Source organism: Pseudomonas sp. SJZ077 (assembly GCF_007993905.1).
In the GTDB taxonomy this organism is placed as follows: Bacteria; Pseudomonadota; Gammaproteobacteria; order Pseudomonadales; family Pseudomonadaceae; genus Aquipseudomonas; species Aquipseudomonas mandelii.
The window spans coordinates 132055-157412 of the sequence record NZ_VIUJ01000010.1 but is presented as its reverse complement, the minus strand read 5'-3'; the positions used below and the strand labels follow the sequence as shown (position 1 = coordinate 157412).

22 protein-coding genes are annotated in these 25358 nt (G+C 57.5%); 19 read left to right on the top strand and 3 right to left on the bottom strand.

Translation table 11 applies throughout. The features are described from left to right. Window position 1: 1 nt before the first annotated feature. From FBY01_RS16905 to fabF, 11 genes are all read left to right on the top strand, one after another. Entirely contained in the window at window positions 2–1120 is a 1119-nt protein-coding gene (locus FBY01_RS16905) for an NAD-dependent epimerase/dehydratase family protein (protein ID WP_083374725.1), read from the top strand. A gap of 611 nt (window positions 1121–1731) precedes the next feature. Next, window positions 1732–2862: a non-hydrolyzing UDP-N-acetylglucosamine 2-epimerase gene (gene wecB, locus FBY01_RS16900; protein WP_083374724.1), complete on the top strand. Its 1131-nt coding sequence runs from the start codon at window positions 1732–1734 to the stop codon at window positions 2860–2862. Window positions 2863–2867: 5 nt separating this feature from the next. Then, complete coding sequence (locus FBY01_RS16895; RefSeq protein WP_083374723.1) at window positions 2868–4088, top strand: glycosyltransferase family 4 protein; 1221 nt, start codon at window positions 2868–2870, stop codon at window positions 4086–4088. 50 nt (window positions 4089–4138) lie between these two features. Then, on the top strand, window positions 4139–4735 hold the full coding sequence (locus tag FBY01_RS16890; RefSeq protein ID WP_145308675.1) for a sugar transferase: 597 nt from the start codon (window positions 4139–4141) through the stop codon (window positions 4733–4735). Then, window positions 4732–5358: an acetyltransferase gene (locus tag FBY01_RS16885; RefSeq protein WP_083374721.1), complete on the top strand. Its 627-nt coding sequence runs from the start codon at window positions 4732–4734 to the stop codon at window positions 5356–5358. The genes FBY01_RS16890 and FBY01_RS16885 overlap by 4 nt, the downstream gene beginning before the upstream one ends. Before the next feature lie 85 nt (window positions 5359–5443). After that, window positions 5444–6622, top strand: coding sequence for a DegT/DnrJ/EryC1/StrS aminotransferase family protein (locus tag FBY01_RS16880; RefSeq protein WP_083374720.1), 1179 nt, complete (start codon window positions 5444–5446; stop codon window positions 6620–6622). Window positions 6623–6826: 204 nt separating this feature from the next. Beyond that, window positions 6827–7843 (top strand): glycosyltransferase family 4 protein, encoded by a 1017-nt coding sequence (locus tag FBY01_RS16875; RefSeq protein WP_083374719.1) that lies wholly within the window; start codon window positions 6827–6829, stop codon window positions 7841–7843. Between the two features lie 108 nt (window positions 7844–7951). Then, the gene (locus FBY01_RS16870; RefSeq protein WP_083377234.1) at window positions 7952–9946 is read left to right on the top strand and encodes a nucleoside-diphosphate sugar epimerase/dehydratase; all 1995 of its coding nucleotides are present in this window, start codon (window positions 7952–7954) and stop codon (window positions 9944–9946) included. Between the two features lie 112 nt (window positions 9947–10058). Next, complete coding sequence (locus FBY01_RS16865; RefSeq protein WP_083374718.1) at window positions 10059–10394, top strand: helix-hairpin-helix domain-containing protein; 336 nt, start codon at window positions 10059–10061, stop codon at window positions 10392–10394. Between the two features lie 195 nt (window positions 10395–10589). Further along, entirely contained in the window at window positions 10590–11384 is a 795-nt protein-coding gene (locus FBY01_RS16860) for an SDR family oxidoreductase (protein ID WP_145308673.1), read from the top strand. Between the two features lie 32 nt (window positions 11385–11416). Next, window positions 11417–12691: a beta-ketoacyl-ACP synthase II gene (fabF, locus tag FBY01_RS16855; protein ID WP_010461652.1), complete on the top strand. Its 1275-nt coding sequence runs from the start codon at window positions 11417–11419 to the stop codon at window positions 12689–12691. Here fabF and FBY01_RS16850 read toward each other — a convergent pair. Beyond that, on the bottom strand, window positions 12688–13245 hold the full coding sequence (locus FBY01_RS16850) for a TetR/AcrR family transcriptional regulator (protein ID WP_077747934.1): 558 nt from the start codon (window positions 13243–13245) through the stop codon (window positions 12688–12690). The genes fabF and FBY01_RS16850 overlap by 4 nt on opposite strands. A 176-nt stretch (window positions 13246–13421) precedes the next feature. Here FBY01_RS16850 and FBY01_RS16845 point away from each other — a divergent pair, with 176 nt between their 5' ends. Both FBY01_RS16845 and FBY01_RS16840 read left to right on the top strand, forming a co-directional pair. Further along, entirely contained in the window at window positions 13422–14075 is a 654-nt protein-coding gene (locus FBY01_RS16845) for a GntR family transcriptional regulator (RefSeq protein WP_077747933.1), read from the top strand. A gap of 15 nt (window positions 14076–14090) precedes the next feature. After that, window positions 14091–14942 carry a DUF1989 domain-containing protein gene (locus tag FBY01_RS16840; protein WP_077747932.1) on the top strand — a complete coding sequence of 284 codons (852 nt, stop codon included), beginning with the start codon at window positions 14091–14093 and terminating at the stop codon, window positions 14940–14942. A gap of 92 nt (window positions 14943–15034) precedes the next feature. On the opposite strand, the gene FBY01_RS16835 is transcribed toward FBY01_RS16840, so the two are convergent. Both FBY01_RS16835 and eat read right to left on the bottom strand, forming a co-directional pair. Beyond that, on the bottom strand, window positions 15035–15202 hold the full coding sequence (locus tag FBY01_RS16835) for a DUF2897 family protein (protein ID WP_010461642.1): 168 nt from the start codon (window positions 15200–15202) through the stop codon (window positions 15035–15037). 125 nt (window positions 15203–15327) lie between these two features. Beyond that, window positions 15328–16692 (bottom strand): ethanolamine permease, encoded by a 1365-nt coding sequence (gene eat / locus FBY01_RS16830; RefSeq protein WP_145308670.1) that lies wholly within the window; start codon window positions 16690–16692, stop codon window positions 15328–15330. 395 nt (window positions 16693–17087) lie between these two features. Between eat and kdpF the strand changes: the two genes are divergently transcribed. The 6 genes from kdpF (at window position 17088) to FBY01_RS16795 (ending at window position 25224) form a co-directional block, all read left to right on the top strand. Next, window positions 17088–17177: a K(+)-transporting ATPase subunit F gene (gene kdpF, locus FBY01_RS16825; RefSeq protein WP_007899818.1), complete on the top strand. Its 90-nt coding sequence runs from the start codon at window positions 17088–17090 to the stop codon at window positions 17175–17177. A gap of 8 nt (window positions 17178–17185) precedes the next feature. Beyond that, on the top strand, window positions 17186–18880 hold the full coding sequence (gene kdpA, locus FBY01_RS16820; protein ID WP_145308668.1) for a potassium-transporting ATPase subunit KdpA: 1695 nt from the start codon (window positions 17186–17188) through the stop codon (window positions 18878–18880). A gap of 10 nt (window positions 18881–18890) precedes the next feature. Next, window positions 18891–20948 carry a potassium-transporting ATPase subunit KdpB gene (gene kdpB, locus FBY01_RS16815; protein WP_145308666.1) on the top strand — a complete coding sequence of 686 codons (2058 nt, stop codon included), beginning with the start codon at window positions 18891–18893 and terminating at the stop codon, window positions 20946–20948. A gap of 205 nt (window positions 20949–21153) precedes the next feature. Next, a complete protein-coding gene (gene kdpC / locus FBY01_RS16810; RefSeq protein ID WP_010461634.1) occupies window positions 21154–21699 on the top strand; it encodes a potassium-transporting ATPase subunit KdpC in 546 nt (181 codons plus the stop codon). Between the two features lie 138 nt (window positions 21700–21837). Continuing rightward, window positions 21838–24489, top strand: a complete 2652-nt coding sequence (locus tag FBY01_RS16800; protein WP_083374712.1) for a sensor histidine kinase KdpD — start codon at window positions 21838–21840, stop codon at window positions 24487–24489. A gap of 36 nt (window positions 24490–24525) precedes the next feature. After that, window positions 24526–25224 (top strand): response regulator, encoded by a 699-nt coding sequence (locus FBY01_RS16795; protein ID WP_010461630.1) that lies wholly within the window; start codon window positions 24526–24528, stop codon window positions 25222–25224. The last annotated feature ends 134 nt before the right edge of the window (window positions 25225–25358 follow it).

Sequence of the window (25358 nt, the reverse complement as noted above, 5' to 3'; positions counted from 1 at the left end):
AGTGAAAGTTCTGATCACCGGTTCCAATGGTTTTGTCGGCAAGAATCTTATCGCGCACCTTAGTGAGCGCAGTGACGTTGAAGTCTTGCGCTTTACTCGTGACGATAACGTTGCCCAACTGCCCGCCTTGATGACCGAAGTGGATTTTGTATTTCACCTGGCGGGAGTAAATCGCCCGCAGGATCCCCAGGAGTTCAAGACTGGCAACGCAGATCTGACCCGTGCACTGTGCGATGCCGTAGCAGCATGTGGTCGGTCTGTACCTGTACTGTACACATCTTCCAGTCAAGCGGAGTTAGACAACCTTTACGGCATCAGTAAACGATCTGCCGAAGAAGCGTTGATCGAACTGGCTGATAATCACGGTGCTGCAGTATATATATTCAGACTGCCGAATGTTTTTGGTAAGTGGGCGCGTCCGAACTATAACTCTGCTGTGGCTACGTTTTGCCATAATACGGTCCGCGGTCTTCCCGTTCAGATCAACGACCCTCAGGCGAACATCAATCTCGTCTATATAGATGACGTCGTCAGATGCTTTATTGACGCGATGGATGGAAGGTTGTCGGCTGAGCGTTTCGCCATTGTTGAACCTCAATACACAATTAGTGTTGGAGCGTTGGCGAGTCAGCTAGAGGCATTCCGTGATAGCCGCAATACGTTGATAACCGAGCCGGTCGGTACGGGGCTGGTGCGAGCGCTTTATTCTACGTATGTCAGTTATCTGACGCCGGATCGTTTCACTTACGAGGTTCCCAAGTACGGGGATCCTCGAGGTGTATTCGTTGAAATGTTAAAAACAGCCGACAGCGGTCAGTTTTCTTATTTTACTGCTCATCCTGGAGTCACGCGTGGTGGTCATTACCATCACTCAAAAACTGAAAAGTTTCTAGTGATTAGAGGTAAGGCGTGTTTTCGGTTTCGACATATAGTTTCCGGGGAATTCTACGAGTTGTTTACAACAGGTGAGAAGCCGGAAATTGTAGAAACCGTTCCAGGTTGGACACACGATATCACCAATGCAGGAGATGATGAAATGATCGTCATGCTTTGGGCGAACGAGATTTTCGATCGCGAACTCCCGGACACGTACGCACGTCCAGTGGCAGCGCCTTTATAACAAAATAGGTTCTCTCTGCTCCGTAGGCGGAGCAGAGATCCAATTTTTTGGTAAAACGGAAATGAGCTTGGGTTCAGGCCAGGCTTGCATCGTTCTTTGTTTTAAAGGCCGGTTATTTTGGCGCGATCTTCCCCCCGTAAATCACCCCTTATGGTTAACGCCGCATCCCGCGGTTCATCATCCTGCGCTTATGGCTGTGCGTCCCAGCTGACTCCTTGGCATCTGGCGTTCGTTCAGTCTTCTAGTGTTTTCGATACTGGTCGAAGCTTTGGGCAGCTTCGAGGCTTGTTTTTCGAGCAGCTGCCGATTGGCTTTTTGATTCGAAGTGCTTGCGTCTTCCCAGAACCGGCCCCGTGCCATCGATCCGGAAGCCGGGTGGAGGGTCAGGAGAAGCTTGCAGTAGCTAAACTGAGAGTAAAAAATCGATTCAATGTGTCATTATGTCCCACGAAATTTCTCGCTTGCTTTAGCAGTGATGCGTGGGCATTCCCCACTGCGACACGTCCGACAGCAGCAGGGTAATGATGGAGTTTTCGCTTCGGTTTCATGATCTAGGAGGCGAAAACTACTGATTATTTGTCTATCACTTTTTTGAAATGTGACGCTTAAAAATGAAAAAACTAAAAGTCGTAACTGTAGTGGGAACCCGCCCGGAGATCATTCGCTTGTCGCGCGTAATGGCGGCTCTGGATCAGTACTGTGATCATGTGCTTGTTCATACTGGTCAGAATTACGATTACGAACTTAACGAGATTTTCTTTCAAGACTTGGGCATCCGCAAGCCGGATCACTTCCTGAATGCCGCAGGCGCTACGGGCGCCGAAACTATCGGGAATGTGATTATTAGTGTGGACCGCGTGTTGGCAGAGATCGAGCCAGAGGCTCTGCTGGTCTTGGGTGATACAAACAGTTGCATGGCGGTAATTCCTGCCAAACGTCGAAAAATCCCTACTTTCCATATGGAAGCCGGCAATCGCTGTTTCGATATGCGCGTACCTGAGGAAATTAATCGCCGCATTGTTGATCATACGGCGGATATCAATCTAACTTACAGCACGATCGCACGTGATTATTTGCTGCGTGAAGGGTTGTCACCGGACATGGTCATCAAGACTGGCAGTCCTATGTTTGAAGTGCTCAATTATTACCGAGAAGGTATTGAGGCGTCGGATGTTCTATCTCGTCTGGGTCTCGAGAAAGGTAAGTTCTTCGTGGTCAGCGCGCATCGTGAAGAGAATATCGATTCTGATAAAAACTTCGCAAAATTGGTTGAAGCGCTAAATACCGTTGCTGAGCATTATGGGTACCCGGTTATTGTCTCCACGCATCCCCGCACCCAAAAGCGGGTCGACGCCATGGGTGTGAAGTTTCACGAGAACGTCCGCTTGCTCAAACCCTTGGGCTTCAAAGATTACAACAAGTTGCAACTGGACTCCAAGGCAGTTCTTTCTGATAGCGGCACGATCAACGAAGAGTCTTCCATTCTTAACTTTCCGGCGTTGAATATTCGCGAAGCGCATGAACGTCCAGAGGGTATGGAAGAAGCTGCTGTAATGATGGTCGGGCTGGAAGCCGAGCGCGTAATGCAAGGTTTGCAAGTGCTGGAAGGGCAAAGTCGCGATGATGAGCGTAGCTTGCGTCTTGTCGCGGACTACAGTATGCCTAACGTGGCAGAGAAAGTCGTTCGGATCATCCACAGCTATCGGGATTATGTTATGCGGACCGTCTGGAGAAGGTACTAATACGAATGGCTATTCGTGTTTTACTATTTACTCAATGGTTTGACCCTGAGCCGACGTTCAAAGGATTGGTTTTTGCACGAGAGTTGGTCGCACAAGGCTTTGATGTTGAAGTGGTTACAGGGTTTCCGAATTATCCCGGCGGTAAATTGTATCCCGGATATAAAATGAAGGCCTTGCAACGCGAAGTCATCGACGGCGTCCAGATAACGCGCGTGCCACTCTACCCAAGTCACGGGCAGAGTGGTGTCGGGCGACTGCTTAACTATATAAGCTTCGCGGCCAGTATTTCGTTGTATGGTCTTTTTCGTGCGAAGAAGCCGGATGTTGTATACGCCTACCATCCTCCGTTGACGGTGGGTATCGCAGCTGCACTTGTTCGTTTTTTTCGGCGTGTTCCCGTGGTTTATGATATCCAAGATATGTGGCCTGATACACTCAAGGCCACGGGTATGTTTTCCAACGAAAAACTCCTGAAGATTGTCTCTTGCGTCTGTAATTGGGTATACAGAAACGTAGACCAGATAGTGGTGTTATCTCCAGGTTTCAAGCGTCTCTTGATCGAGCGTGGGGTGCCGTCGCAAAAAATTGACGTGATTTATAACTGGTGTTCGGAGGATATGGTCCGCGCTACGCCAGACAAATTACCGACCAACTTTCCGGTGACCTCGAAGTTTCGAATTCTGTTTGCCGGCAATATGGGTAAAGCACAGTCCCTCGATACAGTGATTGACGCGGCGCAGTTACTGCAGGAGCAAGCAAGTCAAGTAGCGTTTATCTTTCTTGGCGGAGGCGTTGAAACTTCCAGGTTGGAGGCGCTTGCGAAAGGCAGAAATCTAGACAACGTGTTTTTCTTGCCCGCTGTTCCCATGCCGGATGTCGGCGCTTATCTGGCCGCTGCTGATGCACTGCTTGTTCATCTGAAGAAAGACCCTTTGTTTACCATCACTATCCCTTCAAAAACCCAGGCTTATATGGCAGCCGGGAAGCCGATTTTGATGGCTGTGGACGGTGATGCTGCAGATTTGGTACGTGACGCCGGTTGTGGGGTCGTCAGCGAGTCAGACAACCCGCAAGCGCTTGTGGATGCGGTACTGGCGTTGATGGAAGTATCGGCGGAGGGGCGCAGCTGTATGGCTGAAAATGGGGCAGCGTTCTATCAAAAAGAGCTGTCTTTGCGAGTCGGTGTCGAGCGTTTCGGTGAGCACTTCAAGCGCATGTCGAAATGATTTATGACGCTCCTTTTCTCCAACGATAATGTGTTTTTCAAGGACCTCCGATGTCAAAACGCTTCTTCGATATTGTGGCCTCGGTCGCCGGGTTGATTGTCTTGTCTCCCGTGATCGCGATAGTCGCATTCTTGATTCGCAAACGATTGGGATCTCCAATCTTGTTTCGACAAGTCAGACCGGGTCTCGGTGGTGAACCCTTTGAAATGGTCAAATTCCGCACGATGCGGGACGCTTTGGACGCTGACGGTGATCCCTTGCCCGATTCTGAGCGAATGACGGATTTTGGCAGATTTCTTCGTTCCAGCAGCCTGGATGAACTTCCTGAGTTGTGGAACGTGATCAAGGGGGATATGAGCTTGGTAGGCCCTCGTCCCCTATTGATGGAGTATCTACCCCTGTACGATGAGGTCCAGGTTCGCCGACATGACGCACGTCCGGGCGTCACCGGGTGGGCCCAGATAAATGGTCGCAATGCACTGTCCTGGGAAGAGAAATTCAAACTTGACGTCTGGTATGTAGACAATCAGTCGTTGTGGCTTGATCTCAAAATCATCTTCCTCACCATCAAAAAAGTACTCGTCAGGGATGGGATTAGTGCTGAAGGTGAAGTCACAATGACCAAGTTCACCGGGTCAAAAAAATGAAGAAACTGGCAATTCTTGGTGCGAGTGGTCATGGCAAGGTTGTCGCTGACACAGCTGAATGTTGTGGGTGGCAGGTCATTGAGTTCTTTGATGATGCGTGGCCTCAAGTTTCATCCATCGGCGTTTGGTCAGTGGTTGGGAATACCAGCGAGTTGCTCAATCGCATAACGGAGTTCGATGGTGTCCTGGTCGCTATCGGCAACAACGGTGTCCGGCGCAGCAAAATTGATGAGTTAAAGGCCTTGGGCGCAAAGCTTCCAGTGCTGGCGCATCCTTCTTCGATCATAAGTCGATACGCTAAGATTGGGCCTGGAACCGTTGTGTTTGCATCTGCAGTAGTCAATGCCTATGCGTCGGTGGGAGAAGGGGCGATTTTGAACACAGGATGTAGCGTTGATCACGATTGTATTCTCGGCGCATGCGTACATATCAGTCCTGGCGCCAGGTTGGCAGGCGCCGTTAGCGTAGGTGACGGGAGCTGGATAGGCATCGGTGCCTGTGTCAGACAGGTGCTCCAAATAGGCTCAAATGTGATGGTCGGTGCCGGTGCGGCTGTGGTCTGCAATATCTCTGATAACATGACAGTAGCCGGGGTTCCCGCTCGAGCGATTGTCAGATCCTGAGTGCTTAACCATCGGATACATGTGACTGATTGGCCGTTTGAATTTTCGACGGTACTTTTTTAATTATGGATGGCAGGTAAAAATCGTGTTGAATACCCCATTTTCTCCTTGGCCTTCGTTCACTGAGGAAGAGGCCAACGCTGTTCGCGATGTAGTGCTTTCCAATAAGGTCAACTATTGGACCGGGCAAGAATGCCGCGAATTTGAGAAGGAGTTTGCCGCTTGGGCCGGCACGGAATATGCCATCGCCTTGGCGAACGGCACCGTTGCCCTTGATCTCGCTTTAAATGCTCTGGGAATCGGACATGGGGATGAAGTCATCGTCACTCCCCGGACCTTCCTCGCCTCAGTTTCCAGTATCGTCAATGCCGGTGCCATACCGGTCTTTGCCGAGGTCGACCGCGATACCCAGAACATTACCGCGCAGACAATCCAGGCTGTACTGACGCCCCGTACCCGGGGCGTAATCTGTGTGCATCTGGCAGGGTGGCCATGTGATATGGATGCCATCATGGAGCTTGCCGCACTTCATGATCTTAAGGTAATTGAAGACTGCGCCCAGGCACATGGTGCGAAGTACAAGGGGCGTCCTGTAGGCTCCATTGGTCATATCGGCGCCTGGTCTTTTTGTCAGGACAAGATCATGACGACCGGAGGCGAGGGCGGAATGGTCACGACGAACGACCGAAGCCTCTGGTTAAAAATGTGGTCGTTCAAGGATCATGGCAAGAGCTGGGAAGCTATCTACGAACGCGAGCATCAGCCGGGCTTCCGTTGGTTGCACGAAAGCTTTGGCACTAACTGGAGGATGCTGGAAGTGCAAGGAGTCATTGGCCGCATTCAGCTTCGTCGAATGGCCGAATGGCATGCCAGCCGTATAAATAATGCCGAACGTATCTGGTCGAATGCTCGTGAGCTTAAAGGTTTGCGCGTGCCAGCGATTCCCGAAACCTACACTCACGCTGCTTATAAATGCTATGTATTCTTAGAGCCACATCAGTTAAAGGCAGACTGGAACCGTGACCGAATTCTGTCAGAGATTTCAGCGCTTGGTGTGCCATGTTTTTCTGGTTCTTGCTCTGAGGTGTACCTTGAGAAAGCGTTTGATGATACTGGCTGGCGCCCAGAAGTCCGGTTACCCGTTGCCAAGGAACTCGGAGAGAACAGCCTGATGTTCCTTGTGCATCCGACATTGACTGAATCTGAAATCAATAAGACCTGTAAAGCCATTTGCAGTGTTATGCAGCAAGCCTGTAAGCCCTAGGCTCGCGTGGGTTTACAACATCTGAGGGGAATCCCGGGTCAGCTTCTTGCGGGCTCGGGCGTCGATGAACCGTTCGATCTACCAGCCCCTGATTCTGATTTCTGCGCGTAATCCATGTCTATCTGGTCAATCACGTCGGATAGCAAGTGCGAGAGGTCTGAAGGAGCAGGCGTTATACTTCGCACTTTTTTGGGTACCTCTTTGATGGCTCTTTGGTTGTCGTTGCCGGTAATAGCTAGCGTTTCTCTGGCGCTAACGGGAGCCTTGCGTCGTTTTGCTCTGGCTCGCAGCCTTATGGATATTCCAAACGGTCGCAGTTCGCATTCCATACCTACGCCAAGGGCTGGTGGTATAGCCATCGCTTTCAGTTTCCTTGCAGCACTACCGGTTCTCGGCCTTGTTGGAGTCATCGACTGGAATTATATTTTTGCCTTGCTGGGGGCTGGGGCTGGCATTGCGCTTCTCGGCTGGTTGGATGACCACAGTCATGTGCCAGTTCGGTGGCGTTTGCTTGGCCATTTTGCTGGAGCCGTCTGGGCCTTGTTCTGGCTCGATGGCCTACCCTCGCTTGATTTCTTTGGCCACTCGTTGGATCTAGGCTGGCTGGGACATGTATTGGCTACGATCTACCTGGTGTGGATGCTGAATTTGTACAACTTCATGGATGGCATTGATGGTATCGCAGGTGTCGAGGCGGTTACCGTCTGCCTTTGCGCCTGCTTGCTTTACTGGTTGAGCGGGTTCCAGAATCAGATGTGGGTCCCGGCAATGCTAGCCATGGCAGTGGCCGGTTTCCTGTTCTGGAATTTCCCTCCAGCACGCATTTTCATGGGGGACTCGGGTAGCGGATTTCTCGGCATGGTGCTGGGTGTGATTTCAATACAGGCGGCGTGGATTTCACCGCAGCTACTTTGGTCATGGTTGATTTTGTTAGGCGTTTTCATCGTGGACGCGACTTTCACGCTGCTACGTCGGCTGATAGGGGGAGAGAAAGTCTACGAAGCTCATCGCAGTCATGCGTATCAATTTGCATCCCGCCGATACCAAAAACATCTACCCGTCACTCTTGCTGTTGGGGCAATTAATATTGCGTGGCTGTTGCCCGTGGCGCTATTTGTTGCTTGTTCAGGGTTGAACGGAGCATTTGGTTTGCTCATCGCATACATCCCTCTTGTAATTCTGGCGGTAAAATTTCATGCGGGCGAAATGGAAGAAAAATAGACAATCAGCAGTTGATTCATGGAATTTTTAAAGTAACGAGTGCGTCAGAGAGACGTACACTCGTCACACACGATCAATGGGGAGCGGTTCGAGGTGTACGACGGAGTTATGGACAAGTTACGCACATTGTTGCTGGGGCTGCCACGTCGCCAGAAGCGACTGATTCAGGTTTCGGCTGACGTCGTTTTAGTATGGGCGGCGTTATGGTTGGCATTTTTGGTACGCCTCGGCATAGATGATATGGTCAATCCACTTATCGTCCATTCGTGGCTGTTTCTGAGTGCTCCAGTCGTCGCTATCCCTTTGTTTATCCGTTTCGGCATGTATCGTGCCGTGATGCGTTACTTCGGGAATGATGCGCTGATCGCAATCATCAAGGCAGTCAGCTTATCTTCTCTGATCCTCGGCGTAATCGTTTACTGGTACAGCAACCATCAGAACATTGTCCCTCGCTCCATCATCTTCAACTACTGGTGGTTGAGCCTGATTATGGTCGGTGGTTTGCGCCTGGCAATGCGTCAATATTTCCTGGGTGATTGGTTTGCTGCGGCGCAGCATGTGCCTTTCACCAATCGGGATGATGGACTGCCCCGGGTTGCTATTTTTGGTGCTGGAGCCGCGGGGAACCAGTTGGTAGCGGCGTTGCGAATGGGGCGAATCATGCGCCCGGTGGCCTTTATTGACGATGACAAAAGTATCGCCGCTCGCGTCATTTCCGGATTGCAAGTTTATAAGCCCAAGCACATCCAGCAAATGATCGATGAAACCGGCGCGCAGGAAATTCTATTAGCCATTCCTTCCGCCTCCCGTGGTCGCCGCCGGGAGATTCTCGGTTTCCTTGAAGGTTTCCCTCTCCACGTTCGAAGCGTTCCCGGTTTCATGGACCTGGCCAGTGGTCGGGTAAAAGTCGACGATATCCAGGAAGTAGACATCGCTGACCTTTTGGGTCGTGATGCTGTTCCGGCCCAGGATGACTTGCTTGAGCATTGCATCAAGGGTCAGTCGGTACTGGTGACGGGGGCTGGAGGGTCAATCGGTTCCGAACTATGTCGCCAGATTCTGGCTTTGCGTCCCACCACGCTTTTGCTGTTTGAGCACAGTGAATTCAATCTTTACAGCATCTTGTCCGAGCTTGAGCAGCGGATATCGCGAGAGTCTTTATCTGTTCGTCTTTTGCCGATTTTGGGTTCTGTACGCAATCAGGACAAGTTGCTGGATGTCATGAAAACCTGGCACGTGGACACTGTTTATCACGCCGCCGCTTATAAGCATGTTCCGATGGTTGAGCACAACATCGCAGAAGGTGTTCTCAACAATGTGATCGGTACGCTCAATACCGCTCAGGCAGCGTTGCAGGCAGGCGTAGCAAACTTTGTGTTGATCTCGACAGACAAAGCGGTGCGTCCGACAAATGTTATGGGCAGCACTAAACGCCTTGCCGAACTAACGCTGCAGGCCCTCAGTCGAGAACTTGCGCCGGTGTTGTTTGGCGATACGACCAATGTCTCGCGAGTGAACAAAACCCGCTTCACAATGGTTCGATTCGGCAATGTTCTGGGGTCCTCCGGTTCAGTCATCCCGCTGTTTCACAGCCAGATCAAATCCGGCGGCCCGTTGACGGTCACCCACCCGAAAATCACCCGTTATTTCATGACAATCCCGGAAGCGGCCCAACTGGTGATCCAGGCCGGCTCTATGGGGCAGGGAGGTGATGTTTTCGTTCTGGACATGGGGGAACCGGTAAAAATTGTCGAGCTGGCAGAGAAAATGATTCATTTGTCAGGCCTGAGTGTCCGATCGGACAAGAATATCCACGGTGATATTTCCATCGCATTCACTGGGCTGCGCCCTGGCGAAAAGCTTTATGAGGAGCTGCTGATTGGCGATAACGTAGCGGCGACTCAACACCCGATGATCATGTGTGCCAACGAGGACCATTTGCCTTGGGATGTGCTCAAGGTACGTCTGACGGAATTGCTGAATGCTGTTGATCAGGACGACTACGGACGCGTCCGCCAACTCCTGCGCGAAACCGTCAGCGGCTACACCCCCGACGGCGAAATCGTCGACTGGATCTATCAACAACGCCGCCTCGAACCCTGATTGTTTCACATCCTGCAACAGACACACTTTTGACAGCCCCACCACATCGCCTAAGTTTGGAAGGCAGCTTCGGAAAAGCTGCTTTCTCAATCGATGTCATGGAGCTTCATTTATGCGTACAGGCTATTTCTATTCTCTGGTTTTCGCCCTACTGACCAGCGCCTCTATTGCTGCCATCGCCGCGCCTGCGGCAAAGTCTGAGGCTATTAACGCACCTATTGCGCTGGAAGTCGCGCCTAAGGCGCTGTCTGGCAAAGTCGACCTCAATGGAGCTGATGCACCGACGCTGCAGCGTGAGCTATCCGGTATTGGGGAGGCCAAAGCCAAGGCGATTGTTGCTTATCGTGACAGTAATGGGCCATTTTCGTCCGTGGACGAATTGCTGGAAGTGAAGGGGATAGGCAAGGCGATTCTGGATAAGAACCGCGAGAAGCTGGAAGTGAACTAAGCTTTAGATAAACGCCCAAGAGGCCGGTCATTGACCGGCCTTTTTGCATTTTGGCGTTAAGGACGGCGGCTTGCCTTCTATCGGTATGTAAAAAATTACGACTATCATATTGTCTTTGGATTATGCCTATAATAATTCCTGAGTCCGCCAAAGCAGACGCTCATCTTCCAATCACATCCTCCCAGGAGCACGCTCATGAATTCTGTCCAGACCCAAGGAACCGCCCTCGTCACCGGAGCGTCCTCCGGAATCGGCGCCATCTACGCTGAGCGGTTGGCGGCGCGTGGTTTTGATCTGTTGCTGGTCGCTCGCGACGAGGAACGCTTGCAGGCAGCGGCGAGCAAGTTGCGCGCCGAGCATGGTGTCCAGGTCGAAGTGCTCAAGGCAGACCTCACACAAAAAGACGACGTTCTGAAGATTGAGCAGCGTCTACGCAGCGATTCGAGTATCAGCCTGCTGCTCAACAACGCCGGTGTCGCAACGGATGGTCTGTTGGCCAATTCCGACATGGACCAGATGGAAAAGCTGATCCAGCTCAACGTCACCACCGTCACGCGCCTGGCATCGGCAGCGGCCGCCGCTTTCGCAAAGGCTGGCCGTGGCACGATCATCAATATCGCCTCGGTAGTGGCGTTGTTTCCTGAGCGATTCAACGCGACCTACAGCGCGAGCAAGGCTTATGTGTTAAGTCTGACGCAGTCGTTGAACGCGGAACTGGACGGTACCGGGGTCAAGGTCCAGGCCGTGTTGCCAGGCGTAACACGCACCGAAATCTGGGAGCGCTCCGGTATCGACGCTGCTCAGATTCCCGCAGACATGGTGATGGAAGCCGGGGAGATGGTCGATGCGGCATTGTCCGGTCTGGACCAGGGTGAGCTGATCACCATTCCATCGTTGCCGAACGCCTCCGAGTGGGATGACTTTGTAAAAGCTCGCCTGGTCATGGCCCCGAATCTTTCCAAAAGTACGGCCGCCACGCGTTACAAGTGAGGCGTCTTCAATCGGCTTGAGGTAATTGCGGTATGAGTAATCGTCGAGTGGTTGTAACGGGCATGGGCCTGGTGTCCCCGCTGGGTAGCGATGTCGAGGTGGTCTGGGGGCGCCTGTTGGCTGGACGCTCCGGGTTGCGTCAGTTGCCTGACGAAGTGGTTGCCGATCTGCCGGCCAAGGTCGGCGGCGCGGTGCTCTCCATGACGGAAGATCCCGAGGCGGGTTTCGACCCGGACCGGGCGACGCCGCCCAAAGAGCAGAAAAAAATGGACCGCTTCATTATGTTTGCCATGGAGGCCGCGCGCCAGGCGGTGGAGCAGTCCGGTTGGCAAGCGCAAGACGCTAATGCTCAGGAGCGCACCGCGACGATTATCGGCTCGGGCGTGGGTGGTTTCGGCGCAATTGCCGATGCGGTCCGTACGACCGACAGCCGTGGTCCGCGACGTTTGTCGCCATTTACCATTCCTTCCTTTCTGGTCAACCTCGCGGCCGGTCATGTGTCGATCCAGCATGGTTTCAAAGGCCCGCTGGGTGCTCCGGTGACAGCATGCGCGGCCGGGGTCCAGGCGATTGGCGATGCGGCGCGGCTGATTCGTTGTGGTGAGGCGGATATCGCCGTGTGCGGGGGCGCGGAAGCCGCGATCGATCGGGTCAGCCTCGCCGGCTTCGCGGCTGCGCGTGCCTTGTCCAGTGGTTATAACGACACCCCGGAGCGTGCCTCTCGGCCATTCGACAGTGGTCGTGATGGTTTCGTGATGGGGGAAGGTGCTGGCCTTCTGGTGATCGAATCGCTTGAACATGCCCTTGCCCGTGGGGCTCAGCCCTTGGCCGAACTGGTCGGATACGGCACCAGTGCCGATGCCTATCACCTGACTGCCGGCCCCGAAGATGGCAGCGGCGCGCGTCGGGCAATGTCGCTGGCCCTGGCCCAGGCGGGCATTTCTGCCGCACAGGTGCAGCATCTCAACGCTCACGCCACCTCGACCCCGGTTGGGGACCTTGGAGAATTGGCGGCCATCAAGTCATTGTTCGGTTCGGACAACAAGATCGCGGTGACATCGACCAAGTCCGCCACCGGGCATTTGCTGGGGGCGGCGGGCGGGATTGAGGCGATCTTCACGCTGTTGGCGATCCGGGATCAAGTCGTGCCGCCCACCCTCAATTTCGAAAACCCGGACCCTGCGGCGCAAGGCGTGGACATCGTCCACGGTCAGGCGCGGCCGATGGCGATCGAGTATGCACTGTCCAATGGCTTCGGGTTTGGCGGGGTCAATGCCAGCGTGCTCTTCAAACGCTGGCAGGACTAATCCCAGGGCTGTTTGAGAAATTCGCGTGTCACGTCGAGAATCCGCTGGGCCATCTCCTGATTCTCGACACTGCGCGACAGCAACAACGCCCCGACCAGGGCCGACATAATGAAGATGCTGCGGTCGGCGGCATCTTCGCCTTCAAGCGTGCCTTGCACTTGTTCCAGCCTCGAATTGAGCACCACGTCAGAGGTCGGACTGGGTTGTCCGCGCAAGCCAAGCTCCGAGGACATGGTCGGCAGCGGGCAACCCTGGTCGGGTGACGTCTGGTGCCATTCAGACAGATAGGTGTCGATGAATGCTTCCAGCGGGTGCTCCTGCGCGAACAGCTCGGCGCAGATGGCGTCGCACTGTTCGCCGGCGGCCTGCAGGGCCTTTTCCACCAGTTCGTCCTTGGACTTGAAATGCGAGTAGAACCCGCCGTGGGTCAGCCCCAGCGCTTTCATCAGGGGTTGCAGGCCGGTCGCGCCAATACCGTCGCGGCGAAATCGCGCCGATGCTTCCTTGATGATGCGTTGATGGGTCTGGGCTTTATGGTCCTGCGAGTAACGCATCTGAAATCTCCGCAACAATGCGCCATCTTAACCAATGAAAATGGGATGGTGACTGTACTTCTACTTCTAAAAAGCATGCAGATGCGACCAACTTCGTCCTGCCGCATCGATTCAGCTGGCACGAATAGTGATTACTTGTCAGCTGACGATTGTTGAACAATCACGAGGCGATGAGCATGAACAGTGGACTGTCCCTGGCCGATCACATCACATTGGAGTTGCGCGCCGACATCATAGGCGGTCGCCTGCTGCCTGGTATGGCGCTGGTGGAAAACGAATTGGTGTTTGCCTACAACGCCTCCCGTAACACCATTCGTGAAGCGTTGCACCGCCTGGGGCAGGATGGACTGACCCGTTACGTGCGCAACAAGGGCGTGATGGTGCGCAGGCTGGGTCAGGATGATGTTCGGGATTTGTTCAAGGTCCGGCGTACCCTGGAACTGCAAGCCATCAGCGTGAGCCCGCCATTGCGCGATGATCAATCGGGCCGGATGCTCGAGGCGCTGGAGGCCACCGAGCTGGCCCGGGAACGCGAGGACTGGCGCGCCGTCGGCACCCACAGCCTGGCGTTTCATCAACACATCGTCGGGTTGCTGCGCAGCCCATTGTTCGATGAGTTTTTCACCAACGTTGTTGCGCAACTGCGCCTGGCGTTCTGCGCCGCGCCCGATGAATCACGTTTTCAGGCGCCCTGGCTGGCTCGCGACCGGCAGATCCATGACTTTCTCGCTGAGGGCGACAAGCGCGCCGCCGCAGACGCCATGAGCGCTTACCTCGATGACTCTGAACACCTTCTGTTGCGAATGCTTGCCCCAACCCCCCATCACTGATCGAGGATGTGTGCCATGTACAAAGACTATCCGGCGGCCTATCAAGTCAGCAAAGGCTCGGCCTTGCAGGTGGACAAAGCCTTCTACGAACGGATTCGCGACACCAGGGAAGGCCGCACGCTGATCGAGCAGTTTGAAGTGCCGATCCGCACCGGTCGCGCCTGGAACGTGCCGGCCGGGCACGTGTTTCGTGTGACCACGCCGGTCGGCCCGCAAGTCGGCGACTTCAACGTCTGGAACGCCAACGACCCGCGCGAGCGTTTGTGGGCAGCGCGGACCCGGCAACTGCAGGGCGCCCATGTCAGCACCCATGACCGGCTCTGGTCGAACCTGCCTTTTTTACGGCCGCTGGTGACCATCACCGACGACAGCCTGGCCGATTACGGCATCGATGAACATGGGGGGCGTTTGCACGATTTGCTGGGTACGCGCTGCGATCCCTATGTGAACAAAATGCTCACCGGCGAGGACTTCCATCATCACTGCCACTCCAACCTGACGCGCGCCGTGTTGCCCCATGGCCTGACCGAGTTCGACGTGCATGACGTGCTGAACATTTTTCAGTGTACGGGCCTGAACCACGACGACATGTACTTCATGAAGGCCTGTCCGGCGCAGAAGGGCGATTACCTGGAGTTCTTTGCCGAGATCGATCTGCTGTGTGCGCTGTCGACCTGTCCGGGAGGGGACCTGTCACTGGCCATGTGGGGGCCGGATGCGCAGGATCCGCTCAGCGTCTGTCGCCCGCTGGGCGTGGAGATTTATCGGTTGGAGGATTCATTGCTCGAGGGCTGGAGCCAGCCTGAACGTGCTGCGTATAAAGGGCTGCATGGCTTGCACATCGCCAAGGCCGACTGGGAAAAATAATCGGACGTAGGAGCGAGGCTTGCCCGCGAAGGCGTCCCTGAGATCGCCTTCGTGGGCAAGCCTCGCTCCTACAGAAGCTGTTCAGCAGTTTTTTAGCGGTCCTGCGCATCCTTGGCGTCCGCTTCCGCGTTGCGTTCCGCGACACGTTTACGTTGCTCTTCGGTCAGTTCGACCTTGTTGGCAGTGTCACGCAGCATCATCAAACCACCAACGATCGAGCCGATTGCAACGACCAGAATCAACCAGGCATACCAGGGCATAGGGCTCTCCTTGAGGGCAGGCCGATTGGCGGGTTTCGCCAATCGATCGTGCATACCACTTTGAGCGATTTCATATCGCGGTGGTTCCATTCTATGCCTGATCTGTCGGTAACGCCTGAGACCATTCAGCGTCCGGTCAACATCGCGTCGGCCGGTGCATCCGCGCGCAATTGCGCGGTGAGCATGAAGTACACGAAGCCCACCGCCATGAAGCCGAGGAAGATCAAGCCGATCAACGTGTTGAACCAGGCCATCGCCACCAGGCACACCACCGCCAGGATCAACGCAATCATCGGCACCAGCGGGTAGCACGGCGCGCGGAAGGTGCGCTCCAGGTTCGGTTCGGTTTTACGCAACTTGAACAGGCTGAGCATGCTCATGATGTACATCACGATTGCGCCGAACACCGCCATGGTGATCATCGCCGCGGTCAGCGTCATGCCACCGAGATTGATCAGACCATCGCTGTAGATCGCCGCGATACCGATTACGCCGCCGGCAATGATCGCCCGATGGGGTGTCTGGAAGCGCGACAGTTTGGCCAGCGACGCCGGCAGGTAACCGGCGCGGGCGAGGGCGAAGAACTGCCGCGAGTAGCCGAGGATGATCCCATGGAAACTCGCCACCAGGCCGAACAGGCCGATCCACACCAGCATGTGCAACCAGCCCGAGCTTTCACCGACCACGGTTTTCATGGCTTGTGGCAGCGGGTCGTTGATGTTCGACAGGGTGCGCCAGTCGCCGACGCCGCCGGCAAAGAACATCACGCCCATGGCCAGCAATACCAGGGTCAGGATGCCGCTGATGTAGGCCTTGGGAATCGTGCGTTTCGGATCCTTGGCTTCTTCGGCGGCCATCGCTGCGCCTTCAATGGCGAGGAAGAACCAGATGGCGAAAGGAATCGCCGCGAACATCCCGGCAATCGCCGGCGCCCCGAACACATCGGAACCGGCCCAGCCATTGAGCGCAAAGTTGCTGAAACTGAACGCCGGAGCGACCACGCCCATGAACACCAGCAGTTCCGCCACGGCCAATACACAGACAATCAACTCGAAGGTGGCGGCCAGTTTCACGCCGAGAATGTTCAGGCCCATGAACACGATGTAGGCGCCGACCGCTGCGTGTTTCGGGTCGAGGGCCGGGAATTGCACATTCAGGTAAGCGCCGATAGCCAAGGCAATCGCCGGCGGGGCGAAGACGAACTCGATCAGCGTCGCCAACCCGGCGATCAATCCGCCTTTCTCGCCAAAGGCGCGGCGGCTGTAGGCAAAGGGGCCGCCAGCGTGGGGAATCGCCGTGGTCAGTTCGGTGAAGCTGAAGATGAAGCAGGTGTACATCGTGGCGACCATGAACGAGGTCACCAGGAACCCGAGTGTTCCGGCCACGCCCCAGCCGTAACTCCAGCCGAAATACTCACCGGAAATCACCAGCCCGACCGCAATACCCCACAGGTGCAACGTGCCCAGCGTGGGTTTGAGTTGTGTGTTCATGCGTTTGCTCCCTGAACGGTTTGAAAAGCGTCGGGGGGAGGCGTTTGCAGTGGGCGTGCCAGTGTTGTGATAGCAGTCGTAAAGCGTAAAAAGGTGTCGTATCGGGGATGTTCGCTGCGGGATGGCTGGTTTTTGTGCGCCAGTGGAGGGCGTTGTTGCCAGTGATGCCGCCTTCGCGGGCAAGCCTCGCTCCTACAAGGGCGAGCGCTCCACGGACCTGTAGGAGCGAGGCTTGCCCGCGAAGTCGCCGGTCCAGACACCTCTGTAACGCCGGCATAAACCCACTCTTTACGCATTCTTTATGCCCCGCCACACCCCTCGGTCTCGTTCCTTTACAGCCTCCCTGCCGACAATGACTCCACACGCGGCAATACGCCGTAACACGGAGAACTTCCATGAGCGTTCTGGACGGGGTGTCACTGCTATTGGCAGTGGGGCTGTTCATTTATCTGTTGGTTGCGCTGTTGCGCGCGGACCGGAACTAGGAGCGGCTATGCACAGTTATGACTATTGGCTGATCCTGGCCTTCTTTGCCGTGGTGCTGATCCCGGCACCGTTCCTTGGGCGGTTCTACTACAAGGTCATGGAAGGCCAGCGCACCTGGCTTTCGCCGATCCTCGGACCGGTCGAACGTGGTTGTTATCGGGTGGCCGGGGTTGATCCGCAGGTCGAACAGAGCTGGCAGAAATACACACTGGCCTTGCTCGCCTTCAACCTCGCGGGCTTTTTGCTGTTGTTCGCGATCCTGTTGTTCCAGGATCACTTGCCGTTGAACCCGCAAAACCTGCCGGGTCAGGAGTGGACGCAAGCGTTCAACACCGCCGTCAGCTTCATGACCAATACCAACTGGCAGTCCTACAGCGGCGAAGCGACCCTGAGCTACCTGAGCCAGATGGTCGGCCTCACCGTGCAGAACTTCGTCAGCGCCGCCACCGGCCTGGCGGTATTGGTTGCGCTGTGCCGCGGTATTGGTCGCAAGTCGAGCAAGACCCTGGGCAACTTCTGGGTCGACATGACCCGCGCAACCCTCTACGGCCTGTTGCCCCTGTGTCTGCTGCTGGCGCTGTACCTGGTCTGGCAGGGCGTGCCGCAAACCCTCGCGCAGTACGTGAATGCCGTGACCATGCAAGGCGTCGATCAGGTGATTCCGCTCGGTCCGGCCGCCAGCCAGATTGCGATCAAGCAACTGGGCACCAACGGCGGTGGCTTCTTCGGCGTCAACTCGGCGCACCCGTTCGAGAACCCGACAGCGTGGAGCAACCTGTTCGAAGTTGGCTCGATCATTCTGATCCCGGCTGCCCTGGTGTTCACCTTCGGCCACTACGTGAAAGACCTGCGTCAGAGCCGCGCGATCATCGCCTGCATGCTGGCGCTGTTCCTGATCGGCGGCGCGACCTCGTTGTGGGCTGAATACCAACCTAACCCGACCCTGAACAACGTCGCCGTCGAACAGACCGCGCCGTTGGAAGGCAAGGAAGCGCGCTTCGGCACGACCGCCACGGTGCTGTGGTCGGTGACCACCACCGCAGCGTCCAACGGCTCGGTCAACGGCATGCACGACAGCCTCAACCCGCTGAGCGGCATGGTCGCATTGGTCAACATGATGGTTGGCGAAGTGATCTTCGGCGGCGTCGGCGCGGGGCTATACGGCATGTTGCTCAACGTGTTGATCGCGGTGTTCCTCGCCGGCCTGATGATCGGTCGTACCCCGGAATACCTGGGCAAGAAACTCCAGGCGAAGGAAGTCCAGTTGCTGGTTGTGACCTTGCTGGTGATGCCGCTCGGCGTGCTGGTGCTTGGCGCGATTGCCGCTAGCCTGCCCGGTCCGGTCGCTGCGGTGAGCAACCCCGGTGCCCACGGCTTCAGCCAGTTGCTGTACGCCTACACCTCGGCCGGTGCCAACAACGGTTCGGCCTTCGGCGGCTTCGGTGCCAACACGGCGTTCCACAACCTGATGCTGGGACTGGGTATGTTGATCGGTCGCTTCGGTTACATCCTCCCGGTACTGGCGTTGGCCGGCAGCCTGGCGATGAAGAAAACCGCACCAATCGGCCAGAACAGCTTTCCGACCCATGGTCCGATGTTCGTGATCCTGCTGACCGTGACCATCTTGTTGGTGGGTGGTTTGACCTTCCTGCCGGCGTTGGCGCTGGGTCCTATCGCTGAACACCTGAGCATGGGCTTCTAAGGAGTCAATGATGAATATGCCTGTAAACAAACCGGCGGCCGTCAAGGCGACGGAACAGCCAAAAACCGCGATCTCGGCCCTGTGGCGCCCGGCGCTGGTGCAAGCTTTCGTCAAGCTCGACCCACGGCAATTGCAGCGTGCACCGGTGATGCTGGTGGTCGAACTGACCGCGATCCTGACCACCGTGCTGTGCTTCATTCCCGACAGTGCCGTGCCGACGTTCGTCGCTGCGCAAATCGCCCTGTGGCTGTGGTTCACCGTGCTCTTCGCCAACTTCGCCGAAGCCTTGGCCGAAGGTCGCGGCAAGGCCCGCGCCGACAGCCTCAAGGCCGGCAGCGAAGGCTTGAGCGCCCGCCGTAAAACCAATAACGGCACCTTTCAAGTGGTACCGGCCACCAGCCTGCGCAAAGGTGATGTGGTGCGCGTTGAAGCCGGGGAAATGATTCCCGGCGACGGCGAGGTCATTGAAGGTATTGCCGCCGTCAACGAAGCGGCGATCACCGGCGAATCCGCGCCAGTGATTCGTGAGTCCGGGGGCGACCGTTCGGCTGTCACCGGTAACACCCGCCTGGTCTCTGACTGGCTGCTGGTGAAGATTACCGCCAACCCCGGCGAGTCGACACTGGACCGCATGATCGCCCTGGTCGAAGGCGCCAAACGCCAGAAAACCCCGAACGAAGTCGCGCTCGATATTCTGCTGATCGGCCTGACCCTGATCTTCCTGCTGGTGGTCGTCACCCTGCAACCGTTCGCCCACTTCGCCAACGGCAGCCTGCCGCTGGTGTTCCTGGTGGCGTTATTGGTCACGTTGATTCCGACCACCATTGGCGGTTTGTTGTCCGCCATCGGTATTGCCGGGATGGACCGTCTGGTGCGCCTGAACGTGATCGCCAAATCCGGTCGCGCCGTGGAAGCGGCGGGGGACGTTCACGTCCTGCTGCTGGACAAGACCGGCACCATCACGTTCGGTAACCGTCGCTGCACCGCAGTGCATCCGGCGCCGGGCGTCACCGCCCGTGAACTGGCGGAGGGCGCATTGTTTGCCTCGCTGGCCGATGACACGGCTGAAGGTAAGTCCATCGTCGAGTACCTGCGCGGCACTCAGCCACAACCTGAACCCGCCGCCGAGTTGCTGACGGCCGTACCATTCAGCGCGGAAACCCGTCTGTCCGGTGTCGACTATCAGGGGCGTGTGTATCGCAAAGGCGCGGTGGATTCATTGCTGGCCTTCGTCGGTGTGAAACGCGCCGACCTGGCCGCGCCGCTGTCCCGTGAGATCGACAAGATCGCTCAAAGCGGCGGTACCCCGTTACTGGTCTGCGCCGACGGCAAATTGCTCGGTGTGATCCACCTCAAGGACGTGGTCAAGCCCGGCATCCGCGAGCGTTTTGCCGAGCTGCGCAAATTGGGCATCCGCACGGTCATGGTGACCGGCGACAACCCGCTGACCGCCGCTGCCATTGCTGCCGAAGCGGGCGTGGATGACGTGCTGGCCGAGGCTACGCCAGAGAAAAAACTGGCGCGCATTCGCCACGAACAGAACGACGGTCGCCTGGTTGCCATGTGCGGCGACGGCGCCAACGATGCCCCGGCCCTGGCCCAGGCTGACGTCGGCATGGCGATGAACGACGGTACGCAAGCCGCGCGCGAGGCGGCGAACATGGTCGACCTCGACAGCGACCCGACCAAGCTGTTGGACGTGGTGCAGATCGGTAAGGAATTGCTGGTGACCCGCGGTGCGCTGACGACGTTTTCCATCGCCAACGACGTGGCCAAATACTTCGCGATCCTGCCGGCGCTGTTCGCCTCGATCTACCCGCAATTGGGCGTGCTGAACGTCATGCATCTGAGCAGTCCGCAGAGCGCGATTCTCTCGGCGATCGTGTTCAACGCCTTAATCATTGTGGTGCTGATTCCACTGGCGCTGCGTGGGGTTCGAGTGCAGGCCGCGAGCGCGGCGGCGTTGCTGCGACGCAATCTGCTGGTCTACGGATTGGGCGGGATTGTAGTGCCGTTCGTGGGGATCAAGGCGATCGACATGCTGCTGACGGCGTTGCATCTGGTTTGACGGTCGGGAGCTGTGGTGGGGTTTTTGTGGCGAGGGAGCTTGCTCCCGCTGGGCTGCGAAGCGGCCCCATCCCAGACACCGTGTTTGTTCAGGTACACCGCATTTGCCGGGTTGACGACTGCTTCGCAGTCGAGCGGGAGTAGGCTCCCTCGCCACAAGTGACGTGTGTGCCTGATGAATGTTCTTTGAATTCGAGGATTTTGAAATGTCCACAATGATACGTCCGGCCTTGAGCTTGCTCGTGCTGATGACCCTGATCACCGGCGTCGCTTACCCCTTGGTCGTCACTGGCGTCGCCCAGGTCGCGTTCCCGGATCAAGCCAATGGCAGCCTGGTGCGTGACGCCGGCGGCAAGGTCCGTGGCTCTTCGCTGATTGCCCAGGATTTCGTTGGCGATGCCTGGTTTCATCCACGGCCATCGGCGGGTGCGTTTGCCACCGTGTCGAGCAGCGCCAGCAACCTTTCGCCGAGCAATCCGGCGCTGGCCACCCGGGTGATCGACGATGCCAACAAACAGCTGGTGCCCGGTCAGGGGCCAGTGCCGTTGGCGATGGTGACCACCTCCGGCAGCGGCCTCGATCCCCACTTGCCACCGGCGGCGATTGCCTATCAACTGGCGCGTGTTGCGGCGGCGCGTAATTTGCCGGTGTCTACGCTTCAGCAATTGATGAATGCGCACATTGAGCAGCCATTGGTGGGGCCGCCGGTGGTGAATGTGCTGGCGCTAAACATCGCGCTGGAAAACCTGTAGAAGATGATCGTTCCCACGCTCTGCGTGGGAATGCATCAACGGACGCTCCGCGTTCGGCTCTGAAGGGGGCGCGGAGCGTCCCGAGCTGTATTCCCACGCGGAGCGTGGGAACGATCAATCAAGATAAGGCAATGACAAATGAGTGACTCCGGCCGCGCCGACGCGCTGTTAGCAGACCTGCCCCGCGATGGCCGTGGCCGGCTCAAGGTTTTCCTCGGCGCCGCACCCGGTGTCGGCAAGACCTACGCCATGCTGCAAGCCGCCCACACCCAATTGCGCCAGGGCGTGAAAGTCATCGCCGGCGTGGTTGAAACCCACGGCCGCGCCGAGACCGAAGCGCTGCTCGGCGGCTTGCCGCAGCAGCCCTTGGTGCGCTTGGAATACCGTGGCGTCACGCTCGAAGAAATGGACCTCGACGGTCTGCTCGCGGCCAAGCCGAAATTGGTGCTGGTGGACGAACTGGCCCACACCAACGCCCCTGGCAGCCGTCACGCCAAGCGCTGGCAAGACATCCAGGAATTGCTCGCCGCCGGCATCGACGTGTTCACCACGGTCAACGTTCAGCACCTCGAAAGCCTCAATGATCAAGTGCGCGGGATCACCGGCGTGCAGGTTCGCGAAACCCTGCCGGACTGGGTGCTGCAAGAAGCCTACGAACTGCTGCTGATCGACCTGCCGCCACGCGAACTGCTTGAGCGTCTGCGTGACGGCAAGGTCTACGTGCCGGAGCAGGCGCGGGCGGCCATCGACGCCTTCTTCACCCAGACCAACCTCACCGCCCTGCGCGAACTGGCAATGCAAACCGCCGCTGCGCAGGTGGACGATGACCTGGCCCAGGGATATCGACAACTTGGCCAGGCCGCGCCAGCGGTGCGCGGTCGATTGTTGGTCGGCGTCGATGGCGATGCTCAGGCCGAACGCCTGGTACGCCACGCCAGCCGCGTCGCCCAGCGTCGGCATCTGCCGTGGAGCCTGGTGCACGTGGACAACGGCAGCGTGCGCGACGAACAATCGCGACTGCGCCTGCAAAGTGCCCAGCAACTGGCCGAGCGACTGGGCGGCGAAGTGGTGTTACTGCGCGCCGGTGAAGTCGCAAAAACATTGATCCAGCACGCTGCCGAACGCCGTGCCAGCCTGGTGCTGGTCGGTCAATCGCGCCAGCGTTTGCGTCGGCGCTTGTTCGGCGGCGGTCTGGCATCACGCTTGCTGCGTGATGCGCGGGGGCTGGAAATCAACGTCCTCGACAGTGATCACGAACAGCATCAGCCGCGTCAGCGTTCGGCGCATTCGCTGGTGTGGTTCGACTACGCGCTGGCGGTCGTGGCGACGGTGCTGGCCACTGCTTTGGCCTGGGCCGTGGCGAGCGTCTTGCCGCTGCCGAATATATCGCTGGTGTTCCTCGCCGCCGTGTTGCTCGTGGCGGTGCGCAGCAGCCTGGGCCCGGCGCTGGCTTGTGCGGCGCTGTCGTTTCTGACCTATGACTTTCTGTTTATCCCGCCGAATTTTTCGTTCGCCATCCAGCGCGAAGAAGACGTGTTGACCTTGCTGTTCTTCCTGCTGATGGCGGCCCTCACCGGTAACCTCGCGGCGCGGCAGCGGCGGCAATTGCAGGCGTTGCGCGACACTCAGGAAGAGACCACCGAACTGCTCGACCTGTCGCGCAAACTCACCGCCGCCACCGACCGCCAGGCCGTGGTCAGCGCCGCGGCCCAGCACCTCAATGGCTGGAGCGATCTGCAACTGTGCCTGCTCAACCGCGACGGCCAGGGTGGCTGGAAGGTCGAGACCGGCGGCCCGCTGGAGTTTTCCGAAGCCGAGCGCGCTGCCGCCGATTGGGCCTGGCAACACGACCAGCCGGCGGGCGCGGGCACCGGTACGCTGCCGTTCGGGCGTTGGTGGTGGTGGCCGTTGTCGGTGGAAGACGGACCGTTGGCGCTGCTCGGTGTGTGCGCCAAAGAAGGCCAGACCTTGAGCGGTCAGCGTCGGCGTTTGTTGACGGCGTTGAGTCAACCGCTGGCCCAGGCCTTGGCTCGCGCACAACTGGCCGAAGACCTGGAAGCGGCGCGCCTGCACGGCGAAACCGAGCAGTTGCGCAGCGCCTTGCTGGCGTCGGTGTCCCACGATTTGCGCACGCCGCTGACCTCCATGCGCGGCAGCATCGACAGCCTGCTGGCCCTCGGTGAAGCCATCCCGCTGGAGGATCGCCGCGAACTGCTTGAAGGCACCCGCGATGAAGCCGAGCGCCTCGACCGTTACATTCAAAACCTGCTGGACATGACCCGCCTCGGTCACGGTGCGTTGAAGCTGGCGCGGGACTGGGTGTCGCCGGCCGATATTGTCGGCAGTTCGCTCAATCGTCTGCGCGCGGTACTGGCGCCGTTGCAGGTCAGCACCGAAGTGCCGGCCGAATTGCCGCTGCTGTACGTGCATGCCGCGTTGATCGAGCAGGCGCTGGTCAACGTGCTGGAAAACGCCGCACGTTTTTCTCCGCCTCACGGCCGTCTGCAATTACGCGCCGGCGCCAATGACAGCGAGCTGTTTTTCTCGGTCAGCGACGAGGGGCCAGGGATTCCGGAGGAAGAGCGGGCGAAGATTTTCGACATGTTCTACACCGCTGCGCGTGGTGATCGGGGCGGGCAGGGCACCGGCCTGGGGTTGGCGATCTGTCAGGGCATGGTCGGCGCGCATGGCGGTCGGATCAGTGTCGCGGACGGCATTGAAGGGCGCGGCACCTGCATCACACTGCACTTGCCATTGCAGGAACAGCCGGGCCTTGAAAGTGAAGCCTGATACCCTTCGGACATCTCCATGCCACGATCAGAAACCATGAGCCAGACCGCGACCATTTTGGTCATCGACGACGAACCGCAAATCCGCAAGTTCCTGCGCATCAGCCTCGCTTCCCAGGGTTACAAGGTACTGGAGGCCGGCAATGGCAACGAAGGGCTGGCCCAGGCGGCGTTGAACAAACCCGACTTGCTGGTGCTCGATCTCGGCCTGCCGGATATGGACGGCCAGCAAGTGCTGCGCGAGTTTCGCGAATGGTCGACGGCGCCGGTGCTGGTGCTTTCGGTGCGTGCCAGCGAAGGGCAAAAGGTGGAAGCGCTCGATGGCGGTGCCAACGATTACGTGACCAAGCCGTTCGGTATCCAGGAATTCCTCGCCCGGGTGCGTGCCTTATTGCGTCAGGCCCCCGTTGGCGAGGCTCAGCAAGCGGCGCTGACGTTTGGCCCGCTGACCGTGGACCTGGCCTATCGCCGGGTGCTGCTCGATGGCGCCGAAGTCGCGCTGACCCGCAAAGAGTATGCGGTGCTGGCGCAACTGGCCCGGCATCCCGGGCGGGTGATCACCCAGCAGCAACTGCTGAAAGATATCTGGGGGCCGACCCATACCGAGGACAGTCATTATTTGCGGATTGTGGTGGGGCATTTGCGCCAGAAGCTGGCGGATGATCCGACCCAGCCGCGCTTTATCGTTACCGAAGCGGGGGTTGGTTATCGGTTGTTGAGTGAGGGAAGTCTTTAGCTTTTTGGTGTCCGGCCTATTGTCTTCGCGGGCAAGCCTCGCTCCTACAGGATGTGAATCGTTCACAAAGCTCGCGAACGACTCAAACCCTGCAGGAGCGAGGCTTGCCCGCGAAGAGGCCACCGTCATCCGAA

Bases quoted from the DNA above. Each gene is read 5' to 3' on its own strand.
- wecB (WP_083374724.1), top strand. From the start codon at position 1,732: ATGAAAAAACTAAAAGTCGTAACTGTAGTGGGAACCCGCCCGGAGATC.
- FBY01_RS16895 (WP_083374723.1), top strand. From the start codon at position 2,868: ATGGCTATTCGTGTTTTACTATTTACTCAATGGTTTGACCCTGAGCCG.
- FBY01_RS16890 (WP_145308675.1), top strand. From the start codon at position 4,139: ATGTCAAAACGCTTCTTCGATATTGTGGCCTCGGTCGCCGGGTTGATT.
- FBY01_RS16885 (WP_083374721.1), top strand. From the start codon at position 4,732: ATGAAGAAACTGGCAATTCTTGGTGCGAGTGGTCATGGCAAGGTTGTC.
- FBY01_RS16875 (WP_083374719.1), top strand. From the start codon at position 6,827: ATGGCTCTTTGGTTGTCGTTGCCGGTAATAGCTAGCGTTTCTCTGGCG.
- FBY01_RS16870 (WP_083377234.1), top strand. From the start codon at position 7,952: ATGGACAAGTTACGCACATTGTTGCTGGGGCTGCCACGTCGCCAGAAG.
- FBY01_RS16865 (WP_083374718.1), top strand. From the start codon at position 10,059: ATGCGTACAGGCTATTTCTATTCTCTGGTTTTCGCCCTACTGACCAGC.
- FBY01_RS16860 (WP_145308673.1), top strand. From the start codon at position 10,590: ATGAATTCTGTCCAGACCCAAGGAACCGCCCTCGTCACCGGAGCGTCC.
- fabF (WP_010461652.1), top strand. From the start codon at position 11,417: ATGAGTAATCGTCGAGTGGTTGTAACGGGCATGGGCCTGGTGTCCCCG.
- FBY01_RS16850 (WP_077747934.1), bottom strand. From the start codon at position 13,245: ATGCGTTACTCGCAGGACCATAAAGCCCAGACCCATCAACGCATCATC.
- FBY01_RS16845 (WP_077747933.1), top strand. From the start codon at position 13,422: ATGAACAGTGGACTGTCCCTGGCCGATCACATCACATTGGAGTTGCGC.
- FBY01_RS16840 (WP_077747932.1), top strand. From the start codon at position 14,091: ATGTACAAAGACTATCCGGCGGCCTATCAAGTCAGCAAAGGCTCGGCC.
- FBY01_RS16835 (WP_010461642.1), bottom strand. From the start codon at position 15,202: ATGCCCTGGTATGCCTGGTTGATTCTGGTCGTTGCAATCGGCTCGATC.
- eat (WP_145308670.1), bottom strand. From the start codon at position 16,692: ATGAACACACAACTCAAACCCACGCTGGGCACGTTGCACCTGTGGGGT.
- kdpF (WP_007899818.1), top strand. From the start codon at position 17,088: ATGAGCGTTCTGGACGGGGTGTCACTGCTATTGGCAGTGGGGCTGTTC.
- kdpA (WP_145308668.1), top strand. From the start codon at position 17,186: ATGCACAGTTATGACTATTGGCTGATCCTGGCCTTCTTTGCCGTGGTG.
- kdpB (WP_145308666.1), top strand. From the start codon at position 18,891: ATGAATATGCCTGTAAACAAACCGGCGGCCGTCAAGGCGACGGAACAG.
- kdpC (WP_010461634.1), top strand. From the start codon at position 21,154: ATGTCCACAATGATACGTCCGGCCTTGAGCTTGCTCGTGCTGATGACC.
- FBY01_RS16800 (WP_083374712.1), top strand. From the start codon at position 21,838: ATGAGTGACTCCGGCCGCGCCGACGCGCTGTTAGCAGACCTGCCCCGC.
- FBY01_RS16795 (WP_010461630.1), top strand. From the start codon at position 24,526: ATGAGCCAGACCGCGACCATTTTGGTCATCGACGACGAACCGCAAATC.